The sequence below is a fragment of the Citrobacter sp. CK181 genome (assembly GCF_030333595.1).
In the GTDB taxonomy this organism is placed as follows: Bacteria; Pseudomonadota; Gammaproteobacteria; order Enterobacterales; family Enterobacteriaceae; genus Citrobacter_B; species Citrobacter_B koseri.
In genome coordinates, this window is record NZ_JAOWFN010000014.1 from 216785 (window position 1) to 241410 (window position 24626).

17 protein-coding genes are annotated in these 24626 nt (G+C 54.7%); 10 read left to right on the plus strand and 7 right to left on the minus strand.

Features of this window, described 5'->3' with window-relative positions; genetic code table 11:
* Positions 1-438: 438 nt before the first annotated feature.
* Positions 439-3072: a mannosylglycerate hydrolase gene (mngB, locus tag OGW17_RS14595; protein ID WP_071259689.1), complete on the minus strand. Its 2634-nt coding sequence runs from the start codon at positions 3070-3072 to the stop codon at positions 439-441.
* 21 nt (positions 3073-3093) lie between these two features.
* Positions 3094-5010 (minus strand): PTS 2-O-a-mannosyl-D-glycerate transporter subunit IIABC, encoded by a 1917-nt coding sequence (mngA, locus tag OGW17_RS14600; RefSeq protein ID WP_071260120.1) that lies wholly within the window; start codon positions 5008-5010, stop codon positions 3094-3096.
* A 177-nt stretch (positions 5011-5187) separates the two neighbouring features.
* On the opposite strand from mngA, the gene OGW17_RS14605 reads away from it, so the two are divergent.
* The 10 genes from OGW17_RS14605 to cobO all read left to right on the plus strand — a co-directional run bounded on the left by OGW17_RS14605 (position 5188) and on the right by cobO (position 16476).
* Positions 5188-5907: a GntR family transcriptional regulator gene (locus OGW17_RS14605; RefSeq protein ID WP_071259691.1), complete on the plus strand. Its 720-nt coding sequence runs from the start codon at positions 5188-5190 to the stop codon at positions 5905-5907.
* Positions 5908-6397: 490 nt separating this feature from the next.
* Positions 6398-6847 (plus strand): methylaspartate mutase subunit S, encoded by a 450-nt coding sequence (gene glmS, locus OGW17_RS14610; protein ID WP_012133257.1) that lies wholly within the window; start codon positions 6398-6400, stop codon positions 6845-6847.
* Positions 6847-8235 carry a methylaspartate mutase accessory protein GlmL gene (gene glmL, locus OGW17_RS14615; RefSeq protein WP_071259694.1) on the plus strand — a complete coding sequence of 463 codons (1389 nt, stop codon included), beginning with the start codon at positions 6847-6849 and terminating at the stop codon, positions 8233-8235. Before glmS ends, glmL begins: the two co-directional genes overlap by 1 nt.
* 18 nt (positions 8236-8253) lie before the next feature.
* Entirely contained in the window at positions 8254-9699 is a 1446-nt protein-coding gene (locus tag OGW17_RS14620; protein ID WP_012133259.1) for a methylaspartate mutase subunit E, read from the plus strand.
* Positions 9699-10940, plus strand: a complete 1242-nt coding sequence (locus tag OGW17_RS14625) for a methylaspartate ammonia-lyase (protein WP_071259697.1) — start codon at positions 9699-9701, stop codon at positions 10938-10940. Before OGW17_RS14620 ends, OGW17_RS14625 begins: the two co-directional genes overlap by 1 nt.
* 3 nt (positions 10941-10943) lie before the next feature.
* Positions 10944-12314, plus strand: a complete 1371-nt coding sequence (locus OGW17_RS14630; protein WP_047458076.1) for an acyclic terpene utilization AtuA family protein — start codon at positions 10944-10946, stop codon at positions 12312-12314.
* Positions 12311-12628, plus strand: a complete 318-nt coding sequence (locus tag OGW17_RS14635) for a DUF4387 domain-containing protein (protein ID WP_012133262.1) — start codon at positions 12311-12313, stop codon at positions 12626-12628. The genes OGW17_RS14630 and OGW17_RS14635 overlap by 4 nt, the downstream gene beginning before the upstream one ends.
* 167 nt (positions 12629-12795) lie before the next feature.
* Positions 12796-14103 (plus strand): dicarboxylate/amino acid:cation symporter, encoded by a 1308-nt coding sequence (locus tag OGW17_RS14640; RefSeq protein ID WP_012133264.1) that lies wholly within the window; start codon positions 12796-12798, stop codon positions 14101-14103.
* A gap of 108 nt (positions 14104-14211) precedes the next feature.
* A complete protein-coding gene (locus OGW17_RS14645) occupies positions 14212-15864 on the plus strand; it encodes a class I fumarate hydratase (protein WP_071259700.1) in 1653 nt (550 codons plus the stop codon).
* Positions 15865-15873: 9 nt separating this feature from the next.
* Positions 15874-16476: a cob(I)yrinic acid a,c-diamide adenosyltransferase gene (gene cobO / locus OGW17_RS14650; RefSeq protein ID WP_012133266.1), complete on the plus strand. Its 603-nt coding sequence runs from the start codon at positions 15874-15876 to the stop codon at positions 16474-16476.
* Between the two features lie 191 nt (positions 16477-16667).
* Here cobO and OGW17_RS14655 read toward each other — a convergent pair whose 3' ends face one another.
* The 5 genes from OGW17_RS14655 to sucA form a co-directional block, all read right to left on the minus strand.
* On the minus strand, positions 16668-17576 hold the full coding sequence (locus tag OGW17_RS14655; protein ID WP_024130527.1) for a LysR family transcriptional regulator: 909 nt from the start codon (positions 17574-17576) through the stop codon (positions 16668-16670).
* A 589-nt stretch (positions 17577-18165) separates the two neighbouring features.
* On the minus strand, positions 18166-19035 hold the full coding sequence (gene sucD / locus OGW17_RS14660; RefSeq protein ID WP_012133270.1) for a succinate--CoA ligase subunit alpha: 870 nt from the start codon (positions 19033-19035) through the stop codon (positions 18166-18168).
* Entirely contained in the window at positions 19035-20201 is a 1167-nt protein-coding gene (sucC, locus tag OGW17_RS14665) for an ADP-forming succinate--CoA ligase subunit beta (protein WP_012133271.1), read from the minus strand. Before sucC ends, sucD begins: the two co-directional genes overlap by 1 nt.
* Before the next feature lie 129 nt (positions 20202-20330).
* Complete coding sequence (odhB, locus tag OGW17_RS14670) at positions 20331-21551, minus strand: 2-oxoglutarate dehydrogenase complex dihydrolipoyllysine-residue succinyltransferase (RefSeq protein WP_047458082.1); 1221 nt, start codon at positions 21549-21551, stop codon at positions 20331-20333.
* 14 nt (positions 21552-21565) lie between these two features.
* Complete coding sequence (gene sucA, locus OGW17_RS14675) at positions 21566-24367, minus strand: 2-oxoglutarate dehydrogenase E1 component (RefSeq protein ID WP_012133275.1); 2802 nt, start codon at positions 24365-24367, stop codon at positions 21566-21568.
* Positions 24368-24626: the final 259 nt, after the last annotated feature.

Below are 24626 nucleotides of genomic sequence, written 5' to 3' on the forward strand. Positions count from 1 at the left end.
ATTGATCAATTTATAGCTAATTTACCAGTTTCAGGCCAATTTGATCGGCGACAATTTATCGTGTTTTGACATCTTTTTCCAAGCATTAAACATTGATTTAAATCAAAAACACCAAAATTCGTTAACGGTGTATACAATGCGTAAACACAGTGAAAACAATGTTGCGCATATGTATCTCTGAGGGTGTTGGCGGTTATCTAATAGAAAGGTATATATAAAAAAACAGCATTTCATTTAACGTTATCATCGACGACATTCTTTTGCCGTCTGCAACTATTTAGCGTAGACGCTTCAGCGTAATTTTCCACAGGGTCAATTCGCCATGAAAATAATCACAAATATTTTACTTTTAAGCCCATTGAAATTAACACCGGATTGTTATTATTCCGTTAACAATAAAGCCACGCTAAGCGTGGCTTTAATCTGTTTGTCTGAGATTCAGGCAAGCGTGTAGCTAAACGTTCGGGACTGCCCCGGCAGAAAGAGGCCAGCCCCACTTGCGCCCTCTCCTTTCGCAGGGCACGCCTGTTCATCCATCATGGTCTCTGTACATGCGCTAACGGCTCTGCCGAAGGCAACGGTGGCATCACATGAGGTTGTTTCGGACGGATTGTACAGGCGCAGGATGACATCATCGCGATCCTCTGCTTTTTTCAGCGCGCTTAACAGGCAGCCCACCGGCGACATCGTTAACAGGCTGTAATGTTCCGGTACGCAAACATCGGCCTTGTTGAGTTTCATCGCATCCCAGGGAATTTTGTTATAGCACTGAACAGGCGTCAGCCACGCCTTCGCCTGTTGCGCGACACCGGCGCTAAAAGGCGTTCCGCTATAGCTGAACAGGCTAAACCGACTGCGTAGCATTCCGCGCATTTGTGAATCCGGCACCGCCATTTTGATGCCGGAAGGCCGCCCTGGCCGCAGCAGTAGATCCTCTTTCCCCAGCAGCCCCACCCCACGCAGGAGCGTTAAGGCGAACGTTTTCTTCCCTTCGCCGATAACTTCAAATTCACGTAATCCCTCCGTGAAAAGCGCAAGGCCATTTCTCTCTTCCTGAAGCGCCGCATAGTTCAGCATATTCCAGACCGGTACCGGCGCCTCTTTCCACCCCTCTTCCTGCCAGTTTTCCATCGCGCTGTCCTGTACTGGGCGCGTCACTGCGCCAAACTGGGTGTCCGCCAGCACAACATCCGTCGTGAACGGCGTGGGGATTAACACCCGCACGCGGTGATCGTCAGCCTGATTATCCAGCGCCACCTCAACATCAATGCGTCTGCTGTTATGGCTCAGGGTAACGGCGATCTCCACGCCTAACGTTCCGTTGCGCTGCCGCGCGCTGCGTTCGGCAAGATTCGCCGGAACCGCCAGGGCATAGCGAATGACAACCCTGCTCTGCCACGCGTCATGAATCACTTCATATTCCGGTTTTGCCGTCGTCGAAGTAAGCAGCCACTCTTCTCTGGCGGGGGAGTAATCGTACTCATCGCCATCGTCGGATCCCTCTTCCAGCGCCAGTATGCGCTGATAACGCACGCCGCTGTCTTTATCGCGCAGGTTCAGAGTACCGTCATCATTCGCCGTAATCTGCCAGAACGCGTTCTCCAGCAGCGCGTCTGATGAAACCGTCGGGCTCACCACATTGCCCGCTGCGTTCGGTTCGATATAAAGCGTGCGATAGCCCATTGAAGGGATAATCTGCTGGATCTGGATATCAAATTCCATAAACGGCTCGTAGTTACCGTAATGCACAATCTGGCGGTCGATTAAACCGGGATCGATCTCCCGGGCCTGGCGAATGCAATAAGGAATGGCGTTGCCCCGATCATCCCGCAGAGAGAACTGGCTGGCGCGCAGGCGTACCGTGGTGTTAATCACCTCTTCACGCGGCCACGGCATCAGGTTAAACAGCACCAGTTTGTCGGCATCGCTCTGCGGCATGTTGTCGGCGATTTTGCGCTGATAAAAACAGATCAGGTTGTCGGCCATATCCTCAGCCAGCTCGAAACGGGACGCAATTTCGCGGTGTACTTTGTCACTGCAACAGCAGCCGATGCTGTCGTGGGCGTGATTCTTCAGAATCTCTTTCCACATTTTCTCCAGCAGGCCGTGGTGATACTCAAACCCCAGCGTCCAGGCCAGCGTCGCCAGCGGCTCAAGAATGTTGACGATTTTGTTCTCAATGCGCGCATGGGCGATTTTGATGTCCATCCGCGTCGAACCAATGGTGCGATGAACGCGCATATATTTGCCATCAATAAACTCGCCTTTCAGCGTGGCAAGCTGCTCGCGGCGGGCTTCTATGTGTTCAAACACCTCTTCAAAGCGGCTCATCACAAACTTACGCTGCGGGTAGATTTCGCGCAGTTTATCCATCACCGCAAAGATATTTTGCTGCAACGGCATCTGATCGTGGCCATTCGGCAGCAAAATTTCTTTGGTCAGCGACGCGCGCTCCAGCACATCGAAGTAGCTGTCGAGACGTTTACGCAGCCCGGCCTCGTCCTCCGGTAAGTACTTACCAATCGCGTAGCCCAGCGGCAGCACCTGCGCCGTCACTTCACTGCCATCCGCGCTTTGCCATAAAAACTCGGTTTTATCGGTGCCGTGGCGTTCCGAACAACCACGCCAGAACATGGCGCGGGTAATACCGAAACCGTTATAGATATGCGGAAGCTGCCCCGACATGCCGAACGAATCCGGCAGATAGCCAATTTTCATCGGTTCGCCAAACGCCTGGCAGTCGCGCATACCGTACATCAGATTACGCACGATCGACTCCCCGGATACCAGCGTGGTATCCGTTTGGGTATACCACGGGCCGATAATCAGTTTTCCGGCCTGCACCAGTTTTCTTACCCGCGCTTTATTTTCCGCTTTGACGGCGAAATAGTCCTCCAGCACCGCCGTCTGCCCGTCAAGGACATAGTATTTATACTCTGCATCCTGCTCCAGGCGGGTCAGGATCTCCTCCATATTGTTGACCAGCAAAATACGTGACGCTTCCGTGGTGAAATACCATTCACGATCCCAGTGCATGTGCGGCGTAATGTGAACGCGAGATACTGCTTTCATCTTCGTTTCCTGTTAGTTCGTTTATGGCAACACATTGTTAGTCAGATACTTGCCCTGCTTTACCGCATGACGACGCCAGAACAGCAGGATAGTGGTCGATATCGCTGTCCCCACTAACGCTGCGCCAAACCAGCCTGCGGCGGCGGCGAAACCGCCGTATCCGGCGTCATGCAAAAGAAAGAGTGAAAAAATGCCTGCGCCCGGCGTCGAAAGACCAATGTTCATCGCGCCGACAATCGCGCCCGTCACCATTGACCCCAGAACAAAAGAACCGATAACCCGCAGCGGATCTTCAATCGCCATCGGGATTGCCCCTTCCGTAATGCCCGCCAGCCCCAGTAGCCAGGTCGACTTTCCTGTTTCGATCTCAAACTCTTTGAACAGCCTCGGCGCCAGCATCGTTGATGCCGTTACGGTGAAGGCGGACACCATTTTGACCGAGGCGAAAATGGCATACGGGCCGTAGACGCCGTTCGCCATCGCCCCAAGGCAGAACGCGTAAGACGCTTTATTGACCGGCCCGCCCAAATCGAAAGAACACATAAAGCCGAGAATCGCGCCAAGCAGCAGCGCATTGGCGCCGCTCAGCCCATTAAGCCAGGCGGTCAGCGCGTTGTTGATCCACGCAACGGGCTCGCCCACCACAAACAGCATCAGGCTGCCCGCGCCTAAGGTGCCGATGACCGGATACAGATAGAAGGTCAGGAAGCCGTTGAATTTGCTGCTCAGGCGAAGATGGTTTTTCACCCAGCGCATCAGATATCCGGCGATCAACCCCCCCGCAATCGCGCCGAGAAAGCCGGAGCCAATCATATTGGCGGCAAGACCGGCGGCGAATCCGGGAGCCAGCGCGGGTTTATCCGCCAGCGAATAGGCGGTATAAGCGGCGAGCACCGGCACCATCAGGATGCCGAGCATCCCACCGCCCAGCTTGCGGTACATCCACAGCCAGGAGTTCTCCTGATCGAAGAGATGCTGCAAGCCGAGCATTTGCGCCAGCAGCACCGACACGGCCAGTACGGTTCCCCCGGCGACAATCAGCGGCACGGCGAACGAGATGCCGCTCAACAGCGCCTGTTTTAACTCCGTTTTCAGACTCTTAGGCGCTGCCGTTTCCTGGTAAACCGCGCGATCGCCCTGCACGGGCTCCAGCGCCAGCGTTTGTTGGATCAATGCTTCGGCATGGCGGATAGGTTCGGCGACGGGTACCGACAGCGCAGGAATGCCCGCAAAGCGCTCACTCTCTTTTATCGCCACCTCTGCGGCGAAAATGCAGGCTTTTGCCGCGTTGAGCTGCTGCGCGGTAAGACGGCCTTCAATTCCGTTAGCGCCCTGCTTTTCCACATACACGTTCACGCCCAGTTTGCGTCCCGCTTTTTCCAGATACTCCGCCGCCATATAGGTGTGCGCAATCCCTGCCGGGCACGCCGTTACGCAAACGATGGTCGGCGCATCCTGTAAGGGCTGAAAAGCGCTTTCCTGATATTGGTCGTCCAGCGTCGACAGTAGCTCATCCGCCGTGGTCGCTGCCAGAATCCTCGCGCGGGTGTCATCATCCGCCAGTCGCGTGGTGAGTGCGGTCAGCAACTGCATATGGGTGCTTCCCGCTTCGCCTGGCGGAATGGCGAGCAGAAAAATCAGCGTCACCGCTTCCGGCCCGTCAACCCCTTCCCACATCATGGGTTCGCGCAGGGTGGCCACGGCAAATGCCGCTTCTTTAACCGCCGACGTTTTACCATGCGGCACCGCCAGCCCTTCTCCCAACGCCGTTGGCCCCTGGCTTTCACGCAAAAAGACTTCTTCAAGGTAAGCATCGGAATCTGAAATTTTCCCCAGTTGCACGAGCCGCTGGGTTAACGCGTGAATAGCCTCTTCACGACTGCCAAACCGGGCGTTCAGGCATAAAGCGTCGCGGTGGGTTAACGTCGTCAGGTTCATCATAGTCCTCACACTGTCATTGTATGTTTCAGAAATTGTGCCAGATGAAACAATACATTTATGTGATCATTTTCACTTACGCAAAATAATTTGTATTTAATTTGTATTATTTACAAGAGCTATTGATCGGGCATAATCAACGAAGTCGTATTAATTCATTCATACAAAAGTAAAAAGATGAGCCAAAAACCGTTATACCGACAGATTGCCGATCGAATCCGCGAGCAGATTGAACGTGGCGAACTGAAAGCAGGCGACGCGTTACCCACCGAGCAGGCATTGCAGCATGCGTTTGGCGTGAGCCGGGTCACGGTACGCCAGGCGCTCAAGCAACTGACCGAACAGCAGATCATCGAAAGCATTCAGGGCAGCGGGACCTATGTGAAAGAAGAGCGGGTCAATTACGATATCTACCAGCTAACCAGCTTTTACGAAAAACTCGCCGATCGCCATGTTGACACCCACAGTGACGTTTTGGTTTTTGAAGTGATCCCGGCGGACGACTTTCTGCGCAACCAGTTACAACTGGCGGAGAACAACCGGGCCTGGCACGTAAAACGCGTGCGTTACATTAAGCAAAAACCCGTCGCCCTCGAAGAGACATGGATGCCGCTGGCGCTCTTTCCCGACCTGACCTGGCAGGTGATGGAAAATTCCAAGTATCACTTTATTGAAGAGGTGAAGCAGATGGTCATTGATCGCAGCGAGCAGGAGCTGATCCCGATCATGCCAACCGAAGAAATGAGCCGCACGCTGGCGATCAGCGCAAGTAAACCGATCCTGGAAAAGGTCTCTCGCGGATTTCTGAAAGACGGTCAGGTATTTGAATATAGCCGTAATGCGTTTAATACCGATGATTATAAATTTACGTTGATCGCGCGCAGAAAACAGCGCTGATCATGTTTTCTGTTCACGGTATTGTGACAATATGCTACCGGGCTCACAAATAATCCGCCCGGTAAGAAAGAACAAATTATTATCATATTTATCCTTTCATTAACAATAAACCGTGTTCCTATAGAAACATCCATTTCTGTTCCGTTATTTAACTCACAGTTTTGCCTTTGTATTATATTTATCTCTCAATAACCGTTTGCAAAAATAAATAAGACCGCGATCACAAACACAGCATATTATTTATTAACTCCCTGTTCCAATTAAATTAACCAGAGCTGGGCAATCAATAATAACTCATTGATAACAAACACACTTCTAATGATTAATTAAGAACATTAGTTTTAAGAAAGATATTTTGAAAATAGATCAATTGCATCCCTTCCCGCCTGCACAGACACTCCATGACTATTAAAAGGTTGCAGAAACCTGAGTGCGCAATATTAAACGAAGACTCTTACCTTTTGTTCATCAGCTCTACAGAGGATTACTCATGAAAAAATCAACACTTGTTATTGGCGTCATTGGTGCTGACTGCCATGCAGTAGGCAATAAAGTTTTGGATCGCGTTTTTACTGCCCATGATTTTCGCGTAATCAATCTGGGGGTCATGGTAAGCCAGGATGAATATATTGATGCCGCAATCGAAACCGGCGCCGATGCGATTGTCGTGTCATCCATTTACGGCCACGGCGATATCGACTGCCTCGGTTTACGTGAACGCTGCATCGAACGCGGTATTGGTGACATTCTGCTCTATGTCGGCGGCAATCTGGTGGTGGGTAAACATGACTTTGCCGACGTGGAAGCGAAGTTTAAAGAGATGGGCTTTAACCGCGTCTTTGCGCCAAGTCATGATCTGGAAGATGTGTGCCGGTTAATGGCCGGGGACATTAACCCGCGTCATGGTGTTGAACAGCGCTGCCTTGAAGAGGCCATCTGATGCAAATCGTCTCTGTCGATATCGGCTCGACATGGACCAAAGCCGCCCTCTTCGCCAGGGAGGGGGATGCGTTAACCCTGGTGAACCATGTCCTGACACCAACCACCACATACCATCTGGCAGACGGTTTTTTTGCCAGTCTGAATCAGGTACTGAATGTCGCCGATGCCCGTCCGTTGCTGAAAAGCGGCGAAGTGCAGTTGAAATACTCCTCATCGGCAAAAGGCGGGCTCGCCGTCGCCGCTATAGGGCTGGTGCCGTCTATCACGCTGGAATCCGCAAAAGTTACCGCCCACTCAGCGGGGGCGAAGATCGCGCAATATTACGCGTATAAGCTCAACCGCCATGACATCCAGGCGTTAGAAAACTCGCCGCCGGACATCCTGCTGTTTACCGGCGGTACGGATGGCGGCGAAGAAAGCTACGGCCTGGCGAATGCACGCGCGCTGGCGAACTCAAATCTGGATTGCGCGATTATTTATGCCGGAAACCGTGACATTCAGGATGAGGTACAGGCCATTCTGGGGCACAAAGATCTGACCACGGTAGACAACATTCTGCCCGACCTCGATCACCCGAATCCGTATGCCGCCCGCCAGGCCATTTGCGATCTGTTCCTGTCCCGCATCGTGAAAGGCAAAGGGCTGGACGTGATTGTTGGCGAAACCGGCGAAGAGCCGATGCCAACGCCGTGGACCGTCTACGAGCTGGTTAAAGCCATCAGCGACATCGACAGCGCATGGAAAGAGTTCATGCTGATCGATATGGGCGGCGCCACCACCGACGTGTACTCCGCCTGCGCCAATATGCTCTCTCCCGATACCGTGCTGCATGGCGTGCCGGAACCGTTCGTCAAACGCACCGTTGAAGGCGATCTCGGGATGCGTGTCTCTGCCCTTGTGGTCGGAGAAAGCACCCAGGAGATGGTAAACGTCGTGTTTGCCCAACAGCCTGAGCGTCAGGAGGCGTTCTACGGCTATCTGCGCCACCTGGTTTCCCACCCCGATTACCTTCCCCGCAGCGACGAAGAGAAATTCTTCGACGCCCTGCTGGCAGGGCTGTGCGTGGGTTATGCCAGCGAACGTCACGCGGGCACCAAAAAGCAGGTCTGCACCTGCGTGGGCAACGTCGACTTACAGATGGGGCGCGACCTCACCACCGTTCGCAAAGTTGTCGGTTCCGGCGGATGGCTCTCCCGCGCCAGTCAGTTCGACATCCATCGCTGGTTGAAATACCGCGAGCTGGACGATGACGGCAGACGCATTCTCTTACCCGGGCAGTTTGACTATTACCGCGATTCAAAAGGCTTGCTTCCTCTGCTGGCGAACGTCGCCAGGCTGTACCCGCAGCTCGCCGCTCGCACCAGTATTCAATGTTTAACCCTATAAAACCTAAGGCAGCTACGAATGGAACTCCGAAATAAAAAATTAACCCATGACGAATTCATGACCGAGCGGCATCAGGTATTGCAAACCTGGCATACCGGCAAGGACGTCGAGAATTTTGAAGATGGCGTGAAGTATCAGCAAACCATTCCAGAGAAAAAACGCTTTTCTCACGCCCTGTTAAAAGCCGATCAGGAAGGCAAAACGCTCAGCCAGCCGCGCGCGGGCGTGGCGCTGATGGATGAACACATCGCGCTGCTCAAAACGTTGCAGGAAGAGTGCGATCTGCTTCCCAGCACCATCGATGCCTATACCCGTCTGAACCGTTACGAAGAAGCGGCGATCGGTATTCAAAAATCCATCGAAGCAGGCACCTCTAAGCTGAACGGCCTGCCGGTTGTCAACCACGGCGTTGCTGCCTGCCGCCGGATGACGGAAGCGCTGGAAAAACCCATTCAGGTTCGTCACGGTACGCCGGATGCGCGACTGCTGGCGGAAATCGCGATGGCCAGCGGCTTCACCAGCTATGAAGGCGGCGGCATCTCCTACAACATTCCTTACGCCAAGCGCGTCACGCTGGAAAAATCAATCCGCGACTGGCAGTACTGCGACCGTCTGATGGGAATGTATGAAGAGCACGGCATCCGTATTAACCGCGAGCCGTTCGGCCCGCTGACCGGCACGCTGATCCCGCCGTTTATGTCCCACGCGGTCGCCATCATCGAAGGTCTGCTGGCGCTGGAACAGGGCGTGAAGTCGATTACCGTCGGCTATGGCCAGGTGGGCAGCCTGACGCAGGATATCGCCGCCATTCAGTCACTGCGCGAACTGTCCCACGAATATTTCCAGAACTACGGCTTTGATGATTACGAACTGAGCACCGTCTTCCACCAGTGGATGGGCGGCTTCCCGGAAGATGAATCCAAAGCGTTCGCCATTATCTCCTGGGGCGCAGCGGTGGCGGGTATGTCCGGCGCGACCAAAGTGATCACCAAGAGTCCGCACGAAGCCTTCGGTATCCCAACGGCCGCCGCAAACGCCCAGGGGCTTAAAGCCTCTCGCCAGATGCTCAATATGGTCAGCGACCAGAAATTCCCGCCGTGCGCGGCCGTAGAACAGGAAGTCGAACTGATTAAGTGCGAAGTCCGTGCGGTGCTGAAAAAAGTCTTTGAGCTGGGTAACGGCGATGTGGCGCGCGGCACGGTGCTGGCTTTTGAAGCCGGCGTGCTGGACGTCCCTTTCGCCCCGGCCTCCTGTAACGCAGGCAAAATCCTGCCGGTTCGCGATAACTCCGGCGCCATTCGCATCCTTGAAGCCGGTGCGGTTCCGCTGCCGAAAGATATCCTCGCCCTGCACCACGATTACGTCGCTGAGCGCGCCCATTTTGAAGGACGCAAGCCCTCATTCCAGATGGTTGTTGATGACATCAACGCGGTATCCCACAGTCAATTAATAGGAAGACCATAATGAAAATTAAACAGGCCCTTTTCACCGCTGGCTACTCCTCATTCTATTTCGACGATCAGCAGGCGATTAAAAACGGCGCGGGTCATGATGGATTCATTTATACCGGCGCGCCGGTCACGCCCGGCTTTACCTCTGTGCGTCAGGCGGGCGAGTGCATCTCGGTACAGCTGATTCTGGAAAATGGCGCGGTAGCGGTCGGTGACTGCGCCGCCGTGCAGTATTCCGGCGCTGGCGGTCGTGACCCGCTGTTCCTGGCAGAGCACTTTATTCCGTTCCTGAACGATCACATTAAACCGCTGCTGGAAGGTCGTGATGTCGATGCATTCCTGCCGAACGCCCGCTTCTTCGACAAGCTGCGCATTGACGGCAATCTGCTGCACACCGCCGTGCGTTACGGCCTGTCGCAGGCGCTGCTCGACGCCACCGCGCTGGCGTCCGGTCGTCTGAAAGCAGAAGTGGTTTGCGATGAATGGCAGTTGCCGTGCGTCCCGGAAGCGATTCCGTTATTTGGTCAGAGCGGCGACGATCGCTATATCGCCGTCGATAAGATGATCCTCAAAGGCGTTGACGTGCTGCCGCATGCGCTGATCAACAACGTGGAAGAGAAACTGGGCTTTCAGGGCGAGAAACTGCGTGAGTATGTACGCTGGCTGTCCGATCGCATCCTGAGCCTGCGCACCAGCCCACGCTATCACCCGACGCTGCATATTGATGTCTACGGCACCATCGGCCTGATCTTCGATATGGACCCGGTACGCTGCGCGGAGTACATCACCAGCCTGGAGAAAGAAGCGCAGGGTCTGCCGTTGTACATTGAAGGCCCGGTGGATGCCGGTAACAAACCGGATCAGATCCGTCTGCTGACCGCGATCACCAAAGAGCTGACCCGCCTCGGTTCCGGCGTGAAAATTGTCGCTGACGAATGGTGTAACACCTATCAGGACATCGTCGATTTCACTGACGCGGGCAGTTGCCACATGGTGCAGATCAAAACCCCGGATCTCGGCGGCATTCATAACATCGTTGACGCCGTGCTCTATTGCAACAAACACGGGATGGAAGCCTATCAGGGCGGCACCTGTAACGAAACCGAGATCAGCGCCCGCACCTGCGTACATGTCGCGCTGGCCGCGCGCCCGATGCGGATGCTGGTGAAACCGGGTATGGGCTTCGATGAAGGTCTCAACATCGTGTTTAACGAGATGAACCGTACCATCGCGCTGTTGCAGACAAAGGATTGAGAAATGGCACGCACATTTAAGATCTTATCGCCGACGGCCATTCTGGGCTATGGCTTCCCGGAAGAGAGCTTTCGCAAAGCGATGGAGGAGTCGCCGGATCTGATCGCCGTTGATGCCGGTTCCTCCGATCCTGGCCCCCACTACCTGGGGGCAGGGAAACCCTTTACCGACAGGGCGGGAGTGAAACGCGATCTGCGCTATATGATCACCGCTGGCGTAAAAAACGATATCCCGGTGGTGATCGGCACTGCCGGAGGCTCCGGCGCGGCGCCGCATCTGGAGTGGTGTCGCCAGATAATCCTTGAGATTGCGCAGGAAGAGAAACTGTCGTTCTCGATGGCGCTTATCCCGTCAGATGTTGATAAAGCGATCGTTCACCAGGCGCTGGATAACGGCAAAATCACCGCGCTGGATTTCGTCCCGGAACTGACCCACGACGCGATCGACCAAAGCACCTATATCGTCGCGCAAATGGGCATCGAACCTTTCCAGCGGGCGCTGAAAGCCGGTGCGCAGGTGGTGCTGGGCGGACGCGCTTACGATCCGGCCTGCTTCGCGGCGCTGCCGATCATGCAGGGCTTTGATGAAGGTCTGGCGCTGCACTGCGGCAAGATCCTTGAGTGCGCGGCCATCGCCGCGACGCCGGGTTCCGGTTCCGACTGCGCGATGGGGATCATTGACGATAACGGCTTTACGCTCAAAACGTTCAATCCAAAGCGCAAGTTCACCGAAACCTCTGCGGCGGCGCACACCCTGTATGAGAAATCCGATCCGTACTACCTGCCGGGGCCGGGCGGCGTGCTGAATCTGAAAGGGTGCAGCTTCAAAGCGGTCAACGAGGGCGAGGTCTACGTCAGCGGTTCCCGTCACGAAGAGACGCCGTACGCGCTGAAGCTGGAAGGCGCGCGTCAGGTGGGCTTCCGCTGTCTGACCATCGCCGGGACGCGCGACCCGATCATGATTGCCAGCATTGACACCATTCTCGAAGAGGTGAAGACCAGCGTGGCGCGTAACCTCTCGCTGAATGATGACAGCATCCGCATGACGTTCCACCTGTACGGTAAGAACGGGGTGATGGGCAATCACGAACCGATGCAGAGCGCCGGGCACGAACTGGGCATATTGCTCGACGTAGTCGCGCCGACGCAGGATATCGCCAACAGCGTCTGTTCGCTGGTGCGTTCCACCCTCCTGCACTATGGCTATGAAAACCGGATTGCGACGGCGGGCAACCTCGCCTTCCCGTTCTCGCCTTCCGACATTCAAAGCGGGCCAGTGTATGAGTTTTCAATCTATCACCTGATTGAAGCGAGCGACGCGCTGCAATTTGATTTCCACCTCGAACAGGTGACGCCGGAAGGAGTTCAGGCATGAAACACTCGATTTGCTCACTGGCGCAGGTGATTCGTTCCAAAAACGCCGGACCGTACGAACTGGTTTTAGATATTTTGTTTAAAACCCGGGAAGACTATCAGCGGGTAAAAGCATCGGAACAATTAACGCCGCAGCTTATTGCCCGTTTATATAACGTCGAGCCTGATTTTATTCATCGCATTGTCTGGTTTGATCCGGCAAATGCGGTAAAAATTGTCATGCCGCGCGATATTATTTCCGGCAACGTTGGTGACAATGATGTTTATGGCGCGCAGCAACACGCGCCGCTATTAAGTATTACCTTCGACTTGTAGTCATAACAATACAACAACAGCCATCAGGATACAGGATTTTGCTGTATCACTGTTTTCCTGATTATTCATGCGGTTGGTCATAACAAGCGCGTACCTGAGCGGTTGTCTGCGTTCGGGTATGCGCTGCCCTACACATTATTCTCCAACCATTATCCGATGGAGCAAACATGAAAAAAATAAGTTTAACCAAAATGATCATATTAGGCCTGATACTCGGCATGATTGCCGGGGTGGCCATTAATAATATGGCATCGGCTGAAACAGCAAAATCGTACGCCCAGGACATCTCTATTTTTACCACCATATTTTTGCGCATGGTAAAAATGATTATTGCCCCCCTGGTTATTTCAACGTTAGTGGTGGGGATCGCCAAAATGGGCGATGCCAAAACGCTGGGGCGTATATTCTCTAAAACCTTTTTCCTGTTTATTTGCGCCTCATTGTTGTCTATTGCGTTGGGTCTGGTCATCGTCAATATGTTCCAGCCAGGCGCAGGCATTAACTTTGTGGCACACGACGCAGGCGCGGTTGCCGCCGTGCAGTCTGAACCCTTCACGCTGAAAGTCTTTATCTCGCACGCCGTGCCCACCAGCATTATCGATGCGATGGCGCGCAACGAGATCCTGCAAATTGTGGTGTTCTCCATTTTCCTCGGTTGCAGCCTGGCCGCTGTTGGTGAAAAAGGCGCCGCCATCGTTAAAGTGCTCGACTCGCTGGTGCACGTCATGCTGAAGCTGACAGGTTACGTGATGCTGTTTGCGCCGCTGACCGTCTTTGCCGCCATCTCCGGTTTGATTGCTGAACGCGGTCTGGGCGTGATGGTCAGCGCCGGGATCTTCATGGGAGAGTTCTACCTGACGCTGGGGATGCTGTGGGCGATCCTGATTGGCCTGTCGACAATGATTGTCGGGCCGTGCATCAGTCGTCTGACCAAAGCAATCTTCGAACCCGCGCTGCTGGCCTTTACCACGTCCAGCTCGGAAGCGGCTTTCCCCGGTACGCTGGACAAACTGGAGAAGTTTGGCGTCTCTTCCAAGATTGCCAGCTTCGTACTGCCTATCGGTTACTCCTTTAACCTCGTCGGCTCAATGGCCTACTGCTCGTTTGCCACCGTGTTTATCGCCCAGGCGTGCAACATTGAACTGAGCATGGGCGAGCAGATCACCATGCTGCTGATTCTGATGCTGACCTCCAAAGGAATGGCAGGCGTGCCGCGTGCGTCAATGGTGGTTATCGCCGCTACCCTCAACCAGTTCAACATTCCAGAAGCCGGTCTGATCCTGCTGATGGGCGTCGATCCGTTCCTCGATATGGGCCGTTCTGCCACCAACGTGATGAGTAATGCGATGGGTGCGGCGATTGTCGGTCGTTGGGAAGGCGAGCACTTCGGCGCAGGCTGCCGTGGCAAAGCACCGGTCAAAACCCCGGAACAGGAGCGCCCGGCAACCGAACACTCAGAAGTGGCGATGTCCTGATACCACAGCGATGCCGGATGGCGCTAACGCTTATCCGGCCTACGGTTTGCGCATTGTTGTAGGCCGGACAGCCGTCCGGCAAAAATAACTTAAAGGTGAGAAGTTAATATGTCTAAACCATTTGTCTGGCAGGAACCGTTTGTTCAAAGCAAAGATACGACGGAATATGAATTACTCAGCGACAAGCACATTACGGTAACGGAGTTAGACGGTGAAGAGGTTATCAAAGTCGCGCCTGAAGCGCTGACTCTGCTGGCCCAACAGGCATTTTATGAAGCCTCGTTTTTCCTGCGCACCGCGCATCTGAAGCAGATTGCCAGCATCCTGCACGATCCGCAGGCCAGCAGTAATGATAAGTACGTCGCGCTGCAACTGTTACGCAATGCCGAAGTCTCGGCGAAAGGCGTACTGCCAAACTGCCAGGACACGGGAACGGCAACCATTGTGGCGAGCAAAGGTCAGCACGTCTGGACAGGCGGCAACGATGCCGAAGCCCTGAGCAAAGGCGTGTACATCACTTTCCAGGAAAATAACTTACGCTACTCCCAGAACGCCCCGCTGGACATGTACACCGAGGTGAATACCCAAACCAACCTGCCCGCCCAGATTGATATCAGCGCGACGCCGGGTGACGAATACCGGTTTCTCTTCGTCAATAAAGGCGGCGGTTCCGCCAACAAAGCGGCGCTGTTTCAGGAAACCAAATCTATTCTGCAACCCGAAAAACTCACCGCTTTCCTGATCGAAAAAATGCGGTCGCTGGGAACAGCAGCCTGCCCGCCCTACCATATCGCTTTTGTGGTTGGCGGATTGTCTGCCGACCAGGCGCTGAAAGTGGCGAAGCTGGCCTCAACCAAATATTACGACACCCTGCCGACCAGCGGAAACGAGCTGGGCCAGGCGTTTCGCGACACGGCGCTGGAAACAACCCTGCTCAATGCCAGCCGCGAGTTTGGCATCGGAGCACAGTTTGGTGGCAAATATTTCGCTCATGATATCCGCGTTATCCGCCTGCCGCGTCACGGCGGCTCCTGCCCCATCGCAATGGCGCTCTCCTGCTCTGCCGACCGCAATATTAAAGCGAAAATCAACAAGCGCGGCATCTGGCTGGAAAAACTCGAACACAATCCGGGAAAATTTATTCCTGAATCCCTGCGCGTGGAAAACAGCGCCCAGACCGTACAGCTCGATCTCAACCGTCCGCTGCGCGAGATCCTGCATAACCTTTCCACGCTGCCTGTCGGCACCCGACTGTCGCTGAACGGCCCGATTGTCGTCGCCCGCGATATCGCGCACGCCAAAATTAAAGAGCGTCTGGATAACGGCGAACCGATGCCGGACTACATGAAAAATCACATTGTTTATTACGCGGGGCCAGCCAAAACGCCGGAAAAACAGGCCTGCGGCTCGCTCGGCCCGACCACCGGCGGGCGCATGGACGGCTATGTTGACGCCTTCCAGGCGGCGGGCGGCAGTTTGATCATGCTTTCGAAAGGCAACCGCAGCCAGCAAGTGACCGAGGCCTGCCACAAGCATGGCGGCTTCAATCTTGGCAGCATTGGCGGCGCCGCCGCGCTTCTGGCGCAGCAGTACGTTAAAAGCTTGCGCTGCCTTGAGTATCCCGAACTGGGGATGGAAGCCGTGTGGATGATGGAGGTCAAAAACCTGCCCGCCTTTGTGCTGGTGGATGATAAAGGCAATAACTTCTTCAGCCAGTTTGAGCAGCAACATCGCTGCGCGACCTGTCCGGCAGGACATTAAGGAGCATTTATGGAAGCGCGAGCCAATACTGACAGGCACCGCCAGCGGCAGCAAAAACTGAAAGAACAGGTGGACACCCGCGTGGCGGCGGCCACGGAACAGAAAGGAGTCCTGATTGTTTTCACCGGGAACGGTAAAGGAAAATCGACGGCGGCCTTTGGCACCGCGACCCGCGCGGTCGGTCACGGCAAAACCGTTGGCGTCGCGCAATTTATTAAAGGTCAGTGGGATAACGGTGAATACAACACGCTGCAACCGCTGGGCGTTGAGTTTCACATTATGGGCACCGGTTTTACCTGGGAGACGCAGGATCGGGAAGCGGATATACAGGCGGCGGAAGCCGTCTGGCAGGAAGGCAGGCGCATGCTCGCCGACCCGCGTTACGATCTGGTGGTGCTGGATGAACTGACGTACATGCTGGCTTATCACTACCTGGACACCCAGGACGTGATCGCCGCGATTGTGAATCGTCCCGAACAGCAGAGCGTGATCGTTACCGGTCGCGGGTGTCATACGCAATTACTGGAACTCGCCGATACGGTCAGCGAAGTCCGCCCGGTGAAGCATGCATTCGATAGCGGCATTCAGGCGCAGGCCGGGATAGACTGGTAGCCGCGCCTTTGCCTGATGGCGCTGCGCTTATCAGGCCTACAGTCCTCACCGCCTGTAGGCCGGATAAAGCCACCGGCCGCCATCCGGCATCAGTTCTCACCGCTTGCAGGCCGGATAAGGCCACTGGCCACCATCCGGCATCAGTTCTCACCGCTTGTAGGCCGGATAAGGCCACCGGCCGCCATCCGGCATCAGCGCTCCACCGCTGAGATTACCGATTTTTGCAGCAGCCAGTCACGGAAGATCTGTAAATACCGGGATTCCGCTTTTTCTTCGCGCCACGTCATAATAAACCGGTTCCCTGTACGCATCGGCACATCGCAGGGAATCACCATCTCACCGTTATCCAGATCGTGCTGGATCGCAAACCGGGGCAATAGCGCCACGCCCAGATTAGAACGCACGGCGGCAATCAGCATCGACAATAAATCAAAGCGCGGGCCTTTATTCACCAGCGGACTGTTGATATCCGACAGCGCGAACCATTCCTGCCAGCCTTTGATGCGCGTACTTTGATGCAAAAGAGGAAATTCATTGAGCAACTCTTCTACGGTCAGTTTTTGATTCGGCTGAGGTAAAAGGCTGCCACTGCATACGGGTAAAATTTCCTCTTCAAATAAATACTCCACCTCTGACCAGGGCGAGCAAAAATCTTCCCGCATAATGGCGGCGTCATACTCACGGTTAAGAAAATCACCAATATTCGCCAGCGAATGAATATTAACGATAATGTCAGGATTTATTTTATTAAATTCACGTAAATTCGGAATCAGCCAGTGGGTACTGAACGTTGGGTTCACCGCCAGCTCAATGACCTGAACGGTGGGTTGCCAGGTCATTATCGTATTGGTATCGCGTTCAAGTTTGTTAAGTGTTTCTTTAACAATGCTCAGATAATGCTTACCGGCTGCATTTAAAAAAATTCGCTTTTTGGCATGGTTAAATAACGAGGTATGTAAAAAATCCTCCAGCGCATTCACCTGCCGGAACACGGCACTCTGAGTCAACGCCAACTCTTCTGCTGCCCGGGTATAGCTTTCGTGACGCGCCACCACTTCAAAAGTCACCAGTAATTCGGTCTTGGGTATCTTTCCTCTCATAACGTCTTCCATATGCAGCGTACAAAAATAGTTTAATTTATAAAAAATTAATGCAACCCCTCCAGATTATCCCCGAGAGTTATATTTTATTTTCTCCGCTAATGTCATTGATCCACTCCATGATTTACGCACACTGCCAGTGTTTAAATATTAAGCAATAATACTCAACCCCGACAATAAACACAATTTAAACGCGGTTAATTACAGGCAAATAGTGCTAATAAGTTCTTAATAATTTTTCATGTTAACTTGTTTTATGGAGAAAAAATGTTGCGAGGTGAATCAATATTATTTGTGGTTTATTTAAGGAGGATTTAACACGCGGCATAACAGAAAGCGACTGTTTATGTGTCTGATAATTTTCTGTTCGTTACCTGCTGGCAGGATGATATTAATAACAATAAGCGCGGGTAAACGTTTACCGCAGCAAGATGCTTATTTTCAACACGGTTAAGCGGCAAAACAGGCAAAAAAAAGGTCACCAGAAGGTGACCAACCATGTCGAAAACGGACCAGCCCTGCATCCTTCGCGCTTCAGGTATTCCCCTGTCGCACGAAGGAGTCGGGCCTTATTGCTGCTTTTTGAGAATTACTTCATTACGGCTTTCAGCGCTTCGCCGATATCCGCCAGGCTACGAACGGTTTTCACGCCTGCGGCTTCCAGCGCGGCGAATTTCTCATCCGCCGTACCTTTACCACCCGCGATAATCGCGCCCGCGTGACCCATACGCTTGCCTTTCGGCGCGGTAACGCCCGCGATGTAACCAACAACCGGCTTGGTTACGTGTTCTTTGATGTATGCCGCCGCCTCTTCTTCCGCGCTACCGCCGATCTCACCGATCATCACGATCGCTTCAGTCTGCGGATCTTCCTGGAACAGTTTCAGGATATCGATGAAGTTAGAGCCCGGGATCGGGTCGCCGCCGATGCCCACACAGGTGGACTGGCCGAAACCGTAGTCAGTGGTCTGCTTAACCGCTTCATAGGTCAGCGTACCGGAGCGGGACACGATGCCCACTTTGCCCGGCTTGTGGATGTGGCCCGGCATGATGCCGATTTTGCACTCGCCAGGGGTGATCACGCCCGGGCAGTTCGGCCCGATCATGCGCACGCCCGCTTCGTCAAGCGCGACTTTCACGGTCAGCATATCCAGCGTCGGGATACCTTCAGTGATGGTGATAATCAGTTTGATGCCCGCGTCGACAGCTTCCAGAATGGAGTCTTTGCAGAACGGCGCCGGAACGTAGATAACCGTTGCGGTGGCGCCAGTGGCTTCTACCGCTTCACGCACGGTATTGAACACCGGCAGACCCAGATGCGTGGTGCCGCCTTTGCCTGGCGTTACGCCGCCCACCATCTGCGTGCCGTAAGCAATCGCCTGTTCAGAGTGGAAAGTCCCCTGGCTACCGGTAAAGCCCTGGCAGATAACCTTGGTGTTTTTATCGATTAAAACAGACATTATTTCCCCTCCACTGCGGCAACAACCTGCTGAGCTGCATCCGTCAGACTTTTCGCTGCAATAATATTCAGGCCGCTGTCAGCCAGTTTTTTCGCGCCGAGTTCGGCGTTGTTGCCTTCCAGACGAACGACAACCGGTACGCTAACACCCACTTCTTCTACCGCGCCGATGATACCGTCGGCAATCAGGTCGCAACGGACGATGCCGCCGAAGATGTTAACCAGAACCGCTTTCACGTTGTCGTCAGAGAGGATGATTTTGAACGCTTCGGTTACGCGCTCTTTGGTCGCGCCGCCGCCTACGTCGAGGAAGTTAGCCGGTTCGCCGCCGTGCAGTTTAACGATGTCCATCGTGCCCATCGCCAGACCTGCGCCGTTAACCATGCAGCCGATGTTGCCGTCCAGCGCCACGTAGTTCAGTTCCCACTGCGCCGCCTGTGCTTCACGCGGGTCTTCCTGAGACTGGTCGCGCATTTCACGCAGATCCGGCTGGCGGAACAACGCGTTGCCGTCAGCGCCCAGTTTGCCGTCGAGACAGATCAGATCGCCCTGCTTAGTGATCACCAGCGGGTTGATTTCGATCAGCGCCAGATCGCGCTCAAGGAAAATGGTTGCCAGACCCATGAAGATCTTCGTGAATTGCTGAACCTGCTTACCTTCCAGACCCAGTTTGAACGCCAGTTCGCGGCCCTGATACGGCATTGGACCCGCCAGCGGATCGAGGGCGATTTTGTGGATCAGGTGCGGGGTCTCTTCCGCCACTTTTTCGATTTCCACGCCGCCTTCGGTGGAGGCCATAAAGACCACGCGGCGAGAACTACGGTCAACAACCGCGCCAAGATACAGCTCTTTATCGATATCAGTCGCCGCTTCAACCAGAATCTGGTTGACCGGTTGACCGTTCGCGTCTGTCTGGTAGGTCACGAGGCGTTTACCCAGCCAGTGTTCCGCGAACGCGCGAATCTCTTCTTTGCTGTTAACAACCTTCACACCGCCCGCTTTGCCACGGCCGCCTGCGTGAACCTGACATTTTACTACCCACGGACCCGCGCCGATTTTTGAAGCGGCTTCTTCTGCTTCACGCGGAGTAGTACAGGCATAACCCACCGGCGCCGGTAAGCCATAGCGGGCAAAAAGTTGTTTTGCCTGATATTCATGTAAGTTCATGTGTTCTGTCCATCCTTCAGGTAATCGTTATCTTTAAACCTGTAGGCCTGATAAGACGCGGCTGCGTCGCCATCAGGCATCTCACCAGCGCCTTATCCGGCCTACAGGGCAGGTGACACTAAAAAGTGACTACACGTCCAGCAGCAGACGCGTCGGATCTTCCAGCAGCTCTTTAATGGCGACCAGGAAGCCCACTGATTCACGACCATCGATCAGACGGTGATCGTAAGACAGCGCCAGGTACATCATCGGCAGGATCTCAACCTTGCCATCCACCGCCATCGGACGATCTTTGATCGCATGCATGCCGAGGATTGCGCTCTGCGGCGGGTTGATGATCGGGGTAGACATCAGCGAGCCGAACACGCCACCGTTGGTGATGGTGAAGTTACCGCCGGTCAGATCGTCCACCGTCAGCTTACCGTCACGCCCTTTCACGGCCAGTTCTTTGATTTTCTTCTCGATATCCGCCATGCCGAGGGTATCGACATCACGCAGTACCGGCGTTACCAGACCACGCGGCGTGGAAACCGCCATGCTGACGTCAAAGTAGTTGTGATACACCACGTCGTCGCCATCAATGGAGGCGTTCACTTCCGGGTAGCGTTTCAGCGCTTCAACCACCGCTTTCACGTAGAAGGACATGAAGCCCAGACGAATGCCGTGACGTTTTTCAAACGCGTCGCCATACTGCTTACGCAGATCCATGATTGGCTTCATGTTGACTTCGTTGAACGTGGTCAGCATCGCGGTGGAGTTTTTCGCTTCCAGCAGACGCTCGGCTACGCGCTTGCGCAGACGGGTCATCGGGACGCGTTTTTCACTGCGAGCGCCAAGCGCAGGCTGTGCGGCAGGCGCGGCTTCCGGCGCTTTGGCTTCCGCTTTCGCCGGTGCCTTCGCCAGATGTTTTTCCACATCTTCGCGCGTGATGCGACCGCCTACGCCCGTGCCTTTGATGGCGCTGGCGTCGAGGTTGTGTTCACCCAACAGACGGCGGATCGCCGGGCTGAGGGCATCGTTGTTCTGCTCGGATAGCGACGCCTGCTGGCGCTGCGCCGGTGTAGACGCTTTCTCTTCGGATTTGGCGCTGGTCTCTTTACCGGAGCTGTTGCCTTCACGCAGGCGACCCAGGATCTGGCGAGACGTTACCGTCGTACCTTCATCTTCCAGAACCGCATCCAGAATGCCGTCAGCCGATGCCGGTACTTCCAGTACCACTTTGTCAGTTTCGATTTCTACCAGCACTTCATCACGCTGGACACTATCGCCCGGTTTTTTGTGCCAGGTCGCAACGGTTGCGTCCGCTACGGACTCAGGCAGGTCGGGAACAAGAATATCTACGCTACTCATTATTTATCCTTTAATTAATCGACGTTCAGCGCGTCATTAACCAGATCTTGTTGCTGTTTCTGGTGAACGGACAGATACCCTACCGCCGGAGAGGCGGAGGCCGGGCGACCTGCGTAACGCAGAGCAGACCCAAATGGAATCACTTCACGGAAATGATGCTGACTACAGTACCATGCGCCCTGGTTGAGCGGCTCTTCCTGGCACCAGACAAAATCATGTACGTGGGCGTACGGTTTCAGCGCTTCCTGAACCGCTTTGTGCGGGAACGGGTAGAGCTGTTCAATGCGCACAATGGCGACATCTTTCTGATCGTTTTTACGGCGTTGTTCCAGCAGGTCGTAATAAACCTTACCAGAACACATCACCACGCGCTTCACGCCTTGCGGATCGAGCTCATCAACCTCGCCAATCGCTGGCTGGAAGGCGCCGTTGGCCAGTTCGTCCAGGCTGGAGACCGCCAGCGGATGACGCAGCAGCGACTTCGGCGACATAACGACCAGCGGACGGCGCATACCGCGCAGCGCCTGACGACGCAGCATGTGGTAAACCTGCGCCGGGGTGGACGGGACGCAAACCTGCATGTTCTGCTCAGCGCAAAGTTGCAGATAACGTTCCAGACGCGCGGAGGAGTGCTCCGGCCCCTGCCCTTCGTAGCCGTGCGGCAGCAGCATCACCAGGCCGCACATCCGCCCCCATTTCTGCTCGCCGGAGGAGATGAACTGATCGATCACCACCTGCGCGCCGTTGGCGAAGTCGCCGAACTGCGCTTCCCAGATGGTCAGGGTGCGCGGTTCAGCGGTCGCATAACCGTATTCGAACGCCAGCACCGCTTCTTCAGACAGGACGGAGTCCCAGACGCGGAAGGTGCCCTGACCGTTATGAATGTGCTGCAACGGCGTATACGTGGAACCATTTGCCTGGTTATGAATCACCGCATGACGGTGGAAGAAGGTGCCGCGACCGGAGTCCTCACCGGACAGACGCACCGGAATCCCCTCATCAACCAGCGTGGCGTAGGCCAGCGTTTCCGCGCCGCCCCAGTCGAACAGCTTCTCGCCAGCGGCCATCGACTGACGATCGCCGTAAATTTTGGCGACGCGCGACTGCATTTCTACCGCTTCCGGCACCGTGCTGATGCGTTTAGCCAGTTCCTGCAAACGCTTCATTTCCACCTTGTTCGGGTAGCTCTCATCCCATTCATGGTTGAGGTACGGCGACCAGGTGAAGGAGTGCATGTTCATCGGACGCCACTCTTTCACCACGCATTCGCCTGCATCCAGCGCATCGCGGTAGAGGTTGACCATTTCAGTGGCGTCTTCCAGCGTAGCGACCTTGTCCGCTTCCAGCTTGTCGGCGTAGAGTTTACGCGGCGTCGGATGCTTTTTGATTTTCTGGTACATCAGCGGCTGGGTTGCGCTCGGCTCGTCGGCTTCGTTATGGCCGTGACGGCGGTAGCACACCAGATCGATGAAGACATCGCGTTTAAAGGTGTTACGGAAGTCCAGCGCCAGACGGGTAACGAAAGCCACCGCTTCCGGGTCATCCGCGTTAACGTGGAAAATCGGCGCCTGAACCATCTTGCCGATGTCGGTGCAGTATGGGGTGGAACGCGCATCCAGCGGGTTGGAGGTGGTAAAGCCCACCTGGTTGTTGATGACGATACGCACCGTGCCGCCCACTTCGTAACCACGCGCTTTGGACATGTTCAGGGTTTCCTGAACCACGCCCTGGCCCGTCACTGCGGCGTCGCCGTGAATGGTGATTGGCAGCACTTTATTGCTGCTCGGCTCATCCAGACGATCCAGACGGGCGCGCACGGAACCGATCACCACCGGGCTGACGATTTCCAGGTGCGACGGGTTAAACGCCAGCGCCAGGTGAACCAGACCGCCTTCGGTTTCGATATCAGACGAGAAGCCCATGTGGTACTTCACGTCGCCGGTGCCGAGGTGTTCTTTATGTTTGCCCGCAAATTCGTCGAACAGATCCTGCGGTTTTTTACCCAGCACGTTGACCAGCACGTTCAGACGGCCACGGTGCGCCATACCCAGCACCACTTCGCGGGTGCCGCTGTTGCCCGCATGGCGGATCATCTCTTTGAGCATCGGGATTAACGCATCACCGCCTTCCAGCGAGAAGCGTTTCGCCCCCGGGAATTTCGCCCCCAGATAACGCTCCAGCCCTTCGGCGGCGGTCAGTTCGTTGAGGAAGCGTTTTTTCTCTTCCGCGCTGAAGGCGGCGCGGCCGGATTCGATACGCTGCTGAATCCAGCGTTTCTCTTCGGTGCTGGTGATGTGCATATACTCGGCGCCAATCGGGCCGCAGTATGTTTGTTTGAGCGCGGAAATAAGTTCGCCCAGCTTCATCGTCTCTTTGCCAATCGCAAAAGAACCTACGTTAAAGCTTTCCTGGAAATCGGCCTCTGTCAGATCGTGGAAAGAGGGGTCCAGATCCGCCACGTTTTCTTGCTCCCACAGTCCCAGCGGATCGAGATTCGCATGCTGGTGACCACGGAAACGATAAGCGTTGATAAGTTGCAGGACTTTGACCTGCTTCGTATTGGTGTCAGGGTCGGAAATCGAAGAAGAGTAACGTGAGGCATCCTTCGCCAGACGACGGAAATAATCACGCGTTTTTGAATGGAATTGATCCGGTTTGACTCCGGTGCCAGGTAACTGCTGGAACGTCGAACGCCAGTTAGCGTCTACCGAGTCAGGATCGGTTAAGAAGTCTTCATAGAGCTGTTCTATCCAGCTCTGGTTTGCGCCAGAGAGGTAAGAAGAGTCCAACCAGGCTTTCAAAGCGCTGTTCTGCATCGTGATCCCTTAAGCATTCTGTATGCTTACTTCGCCGTGGATACTACCACGCACATTGCTGTGCGTGCCGGGGTTCACTTGCGAGCTCTTCTCTGTGTAGCGGCTCGCGAAGGAACCTTTAGAAACTGTCTAACCATCAGGGCAGTTTTTAAAGGTTTCCTGCATTTCAAACCGGTGGTGGCCCCGTAGGTCTGATAAGCGTAGCGCCATCGGGCAATATATGCCGGATGACGACGCCAACGTCTTATCCGGCCTACGG

Bases quoted from the DNA above. Each gene is read 5' to 3' on its own strand.
- mngB (WP_071259689.1), bottom strand. From the start codon at position 3,072: ATGAAAGCAGTATCTCGCGTTCACATTACGCCGCACATGCACTGGGAT.
- OGW17_RS14635 (WP_012133262.1), top strand. From the start codon at position 12,311: ATGAAACACTCGATTTGCTCACTGGCGCAGGTGATTCGTTCCAAAAAC.
- OGW17_RS14605 (WP_071259691.1), top strand. From the start codon at position 5,188: ATGAGCCAAAAACCGTTATACCGACAGATTGCCGATCGAATCCGCGAG.
- sucD (WP_012133270.1), bottom strand. From the start codon at position 19,035: ATGTCTGTTTTAATCGATAAAAACACCAAGGTTATCTGCCAGGGCTTT.
- OGW17_RS14620 (WP_012133259.1), top strand. From the start codon at position 8,254: ATGGAACTCCGAAATAAAAAATTAACCCATGACGAATTCATGACCGAG.
- OGW17_RS14655 (WP_024130527.1), bottom strand. From the start codon at position 17,576: ATGAGAGGAAAGATACCCAAGACCGAATTACTGGTGACTTTTGAAGTG.
- odhB (WP_047458082.1), bottom strand. From the start codon at position 21,551: ATGAGTAGCGTAGATATTCTTGTTCCCGACCTGCCTGAGTCCGTAGCG.
- glmS (WP_012133257.1), top strand. From the start codon at position 6,398: ATGAAAAAATCAACACTTGTTATTGGCGTCATTGGTGCTGACTGCCAT.
- OGW17_RS14630 (WP_047458076.1), top strand. From the start codon at position 10,944: ATGGCACGCACATTTAAGATCTTATCGCCGACGGCCATTCTGGGCTAT.
- OGW17_RS14645 (WP_071259700.1), top strand. From the start codon at position 14,212: ATGTCTAAACCATTTGTCTGGCAGGAACCGTTTGTTCAAAGCAAAGAT.
- cobO (WP_012133266.1), top strand. From the start codon at position 15,874: ATGGAAGCGCGAGCCAATACTGACAGGCACCGCCAGCGGCAGCAAAAA.
- glmL (WP_071259694.1), top strand. From the start codon at position 6,847: ATGCAAATCGTCTCTGTCGATATCGGCTCGACATGGACCAAAGCCGCC.
- sucA (WP_012133275.1), bottom strand. From the start codon at position 24,367: ATGCAGAACAGCGCTTTGAAAGCCTGGTTGGACTCTTCTTACCTCTCT.
- OGW17_RS14640 (WP_012133264.1), top strand. From the start codon at position 12,796: ATGAAAAAAATAAGTTTAACCAAAATGATCATATTAGGCCTGATACTC.
- mngA (WP_071260120.1), bottom strand. From the start codon at position 5,010: ATGAACCTGACGACGTTAACCCACCGCGACGCTTTATGCCTGAACGCC.
- OGW17_RS14625 (WP_071259697.1), top strand. From the start codon at position 9,699: ATGAAAATTAAACAGGCCCTTTTCACCGCTGGCTACTCCTCATTCTAT.
- sucC (WP_012133271.1), bottom strand. From the start codon at position 20,201: ATGAACTTACATGAATATCAGGCAAAACAACTTTTTGCCCGCTATGGC.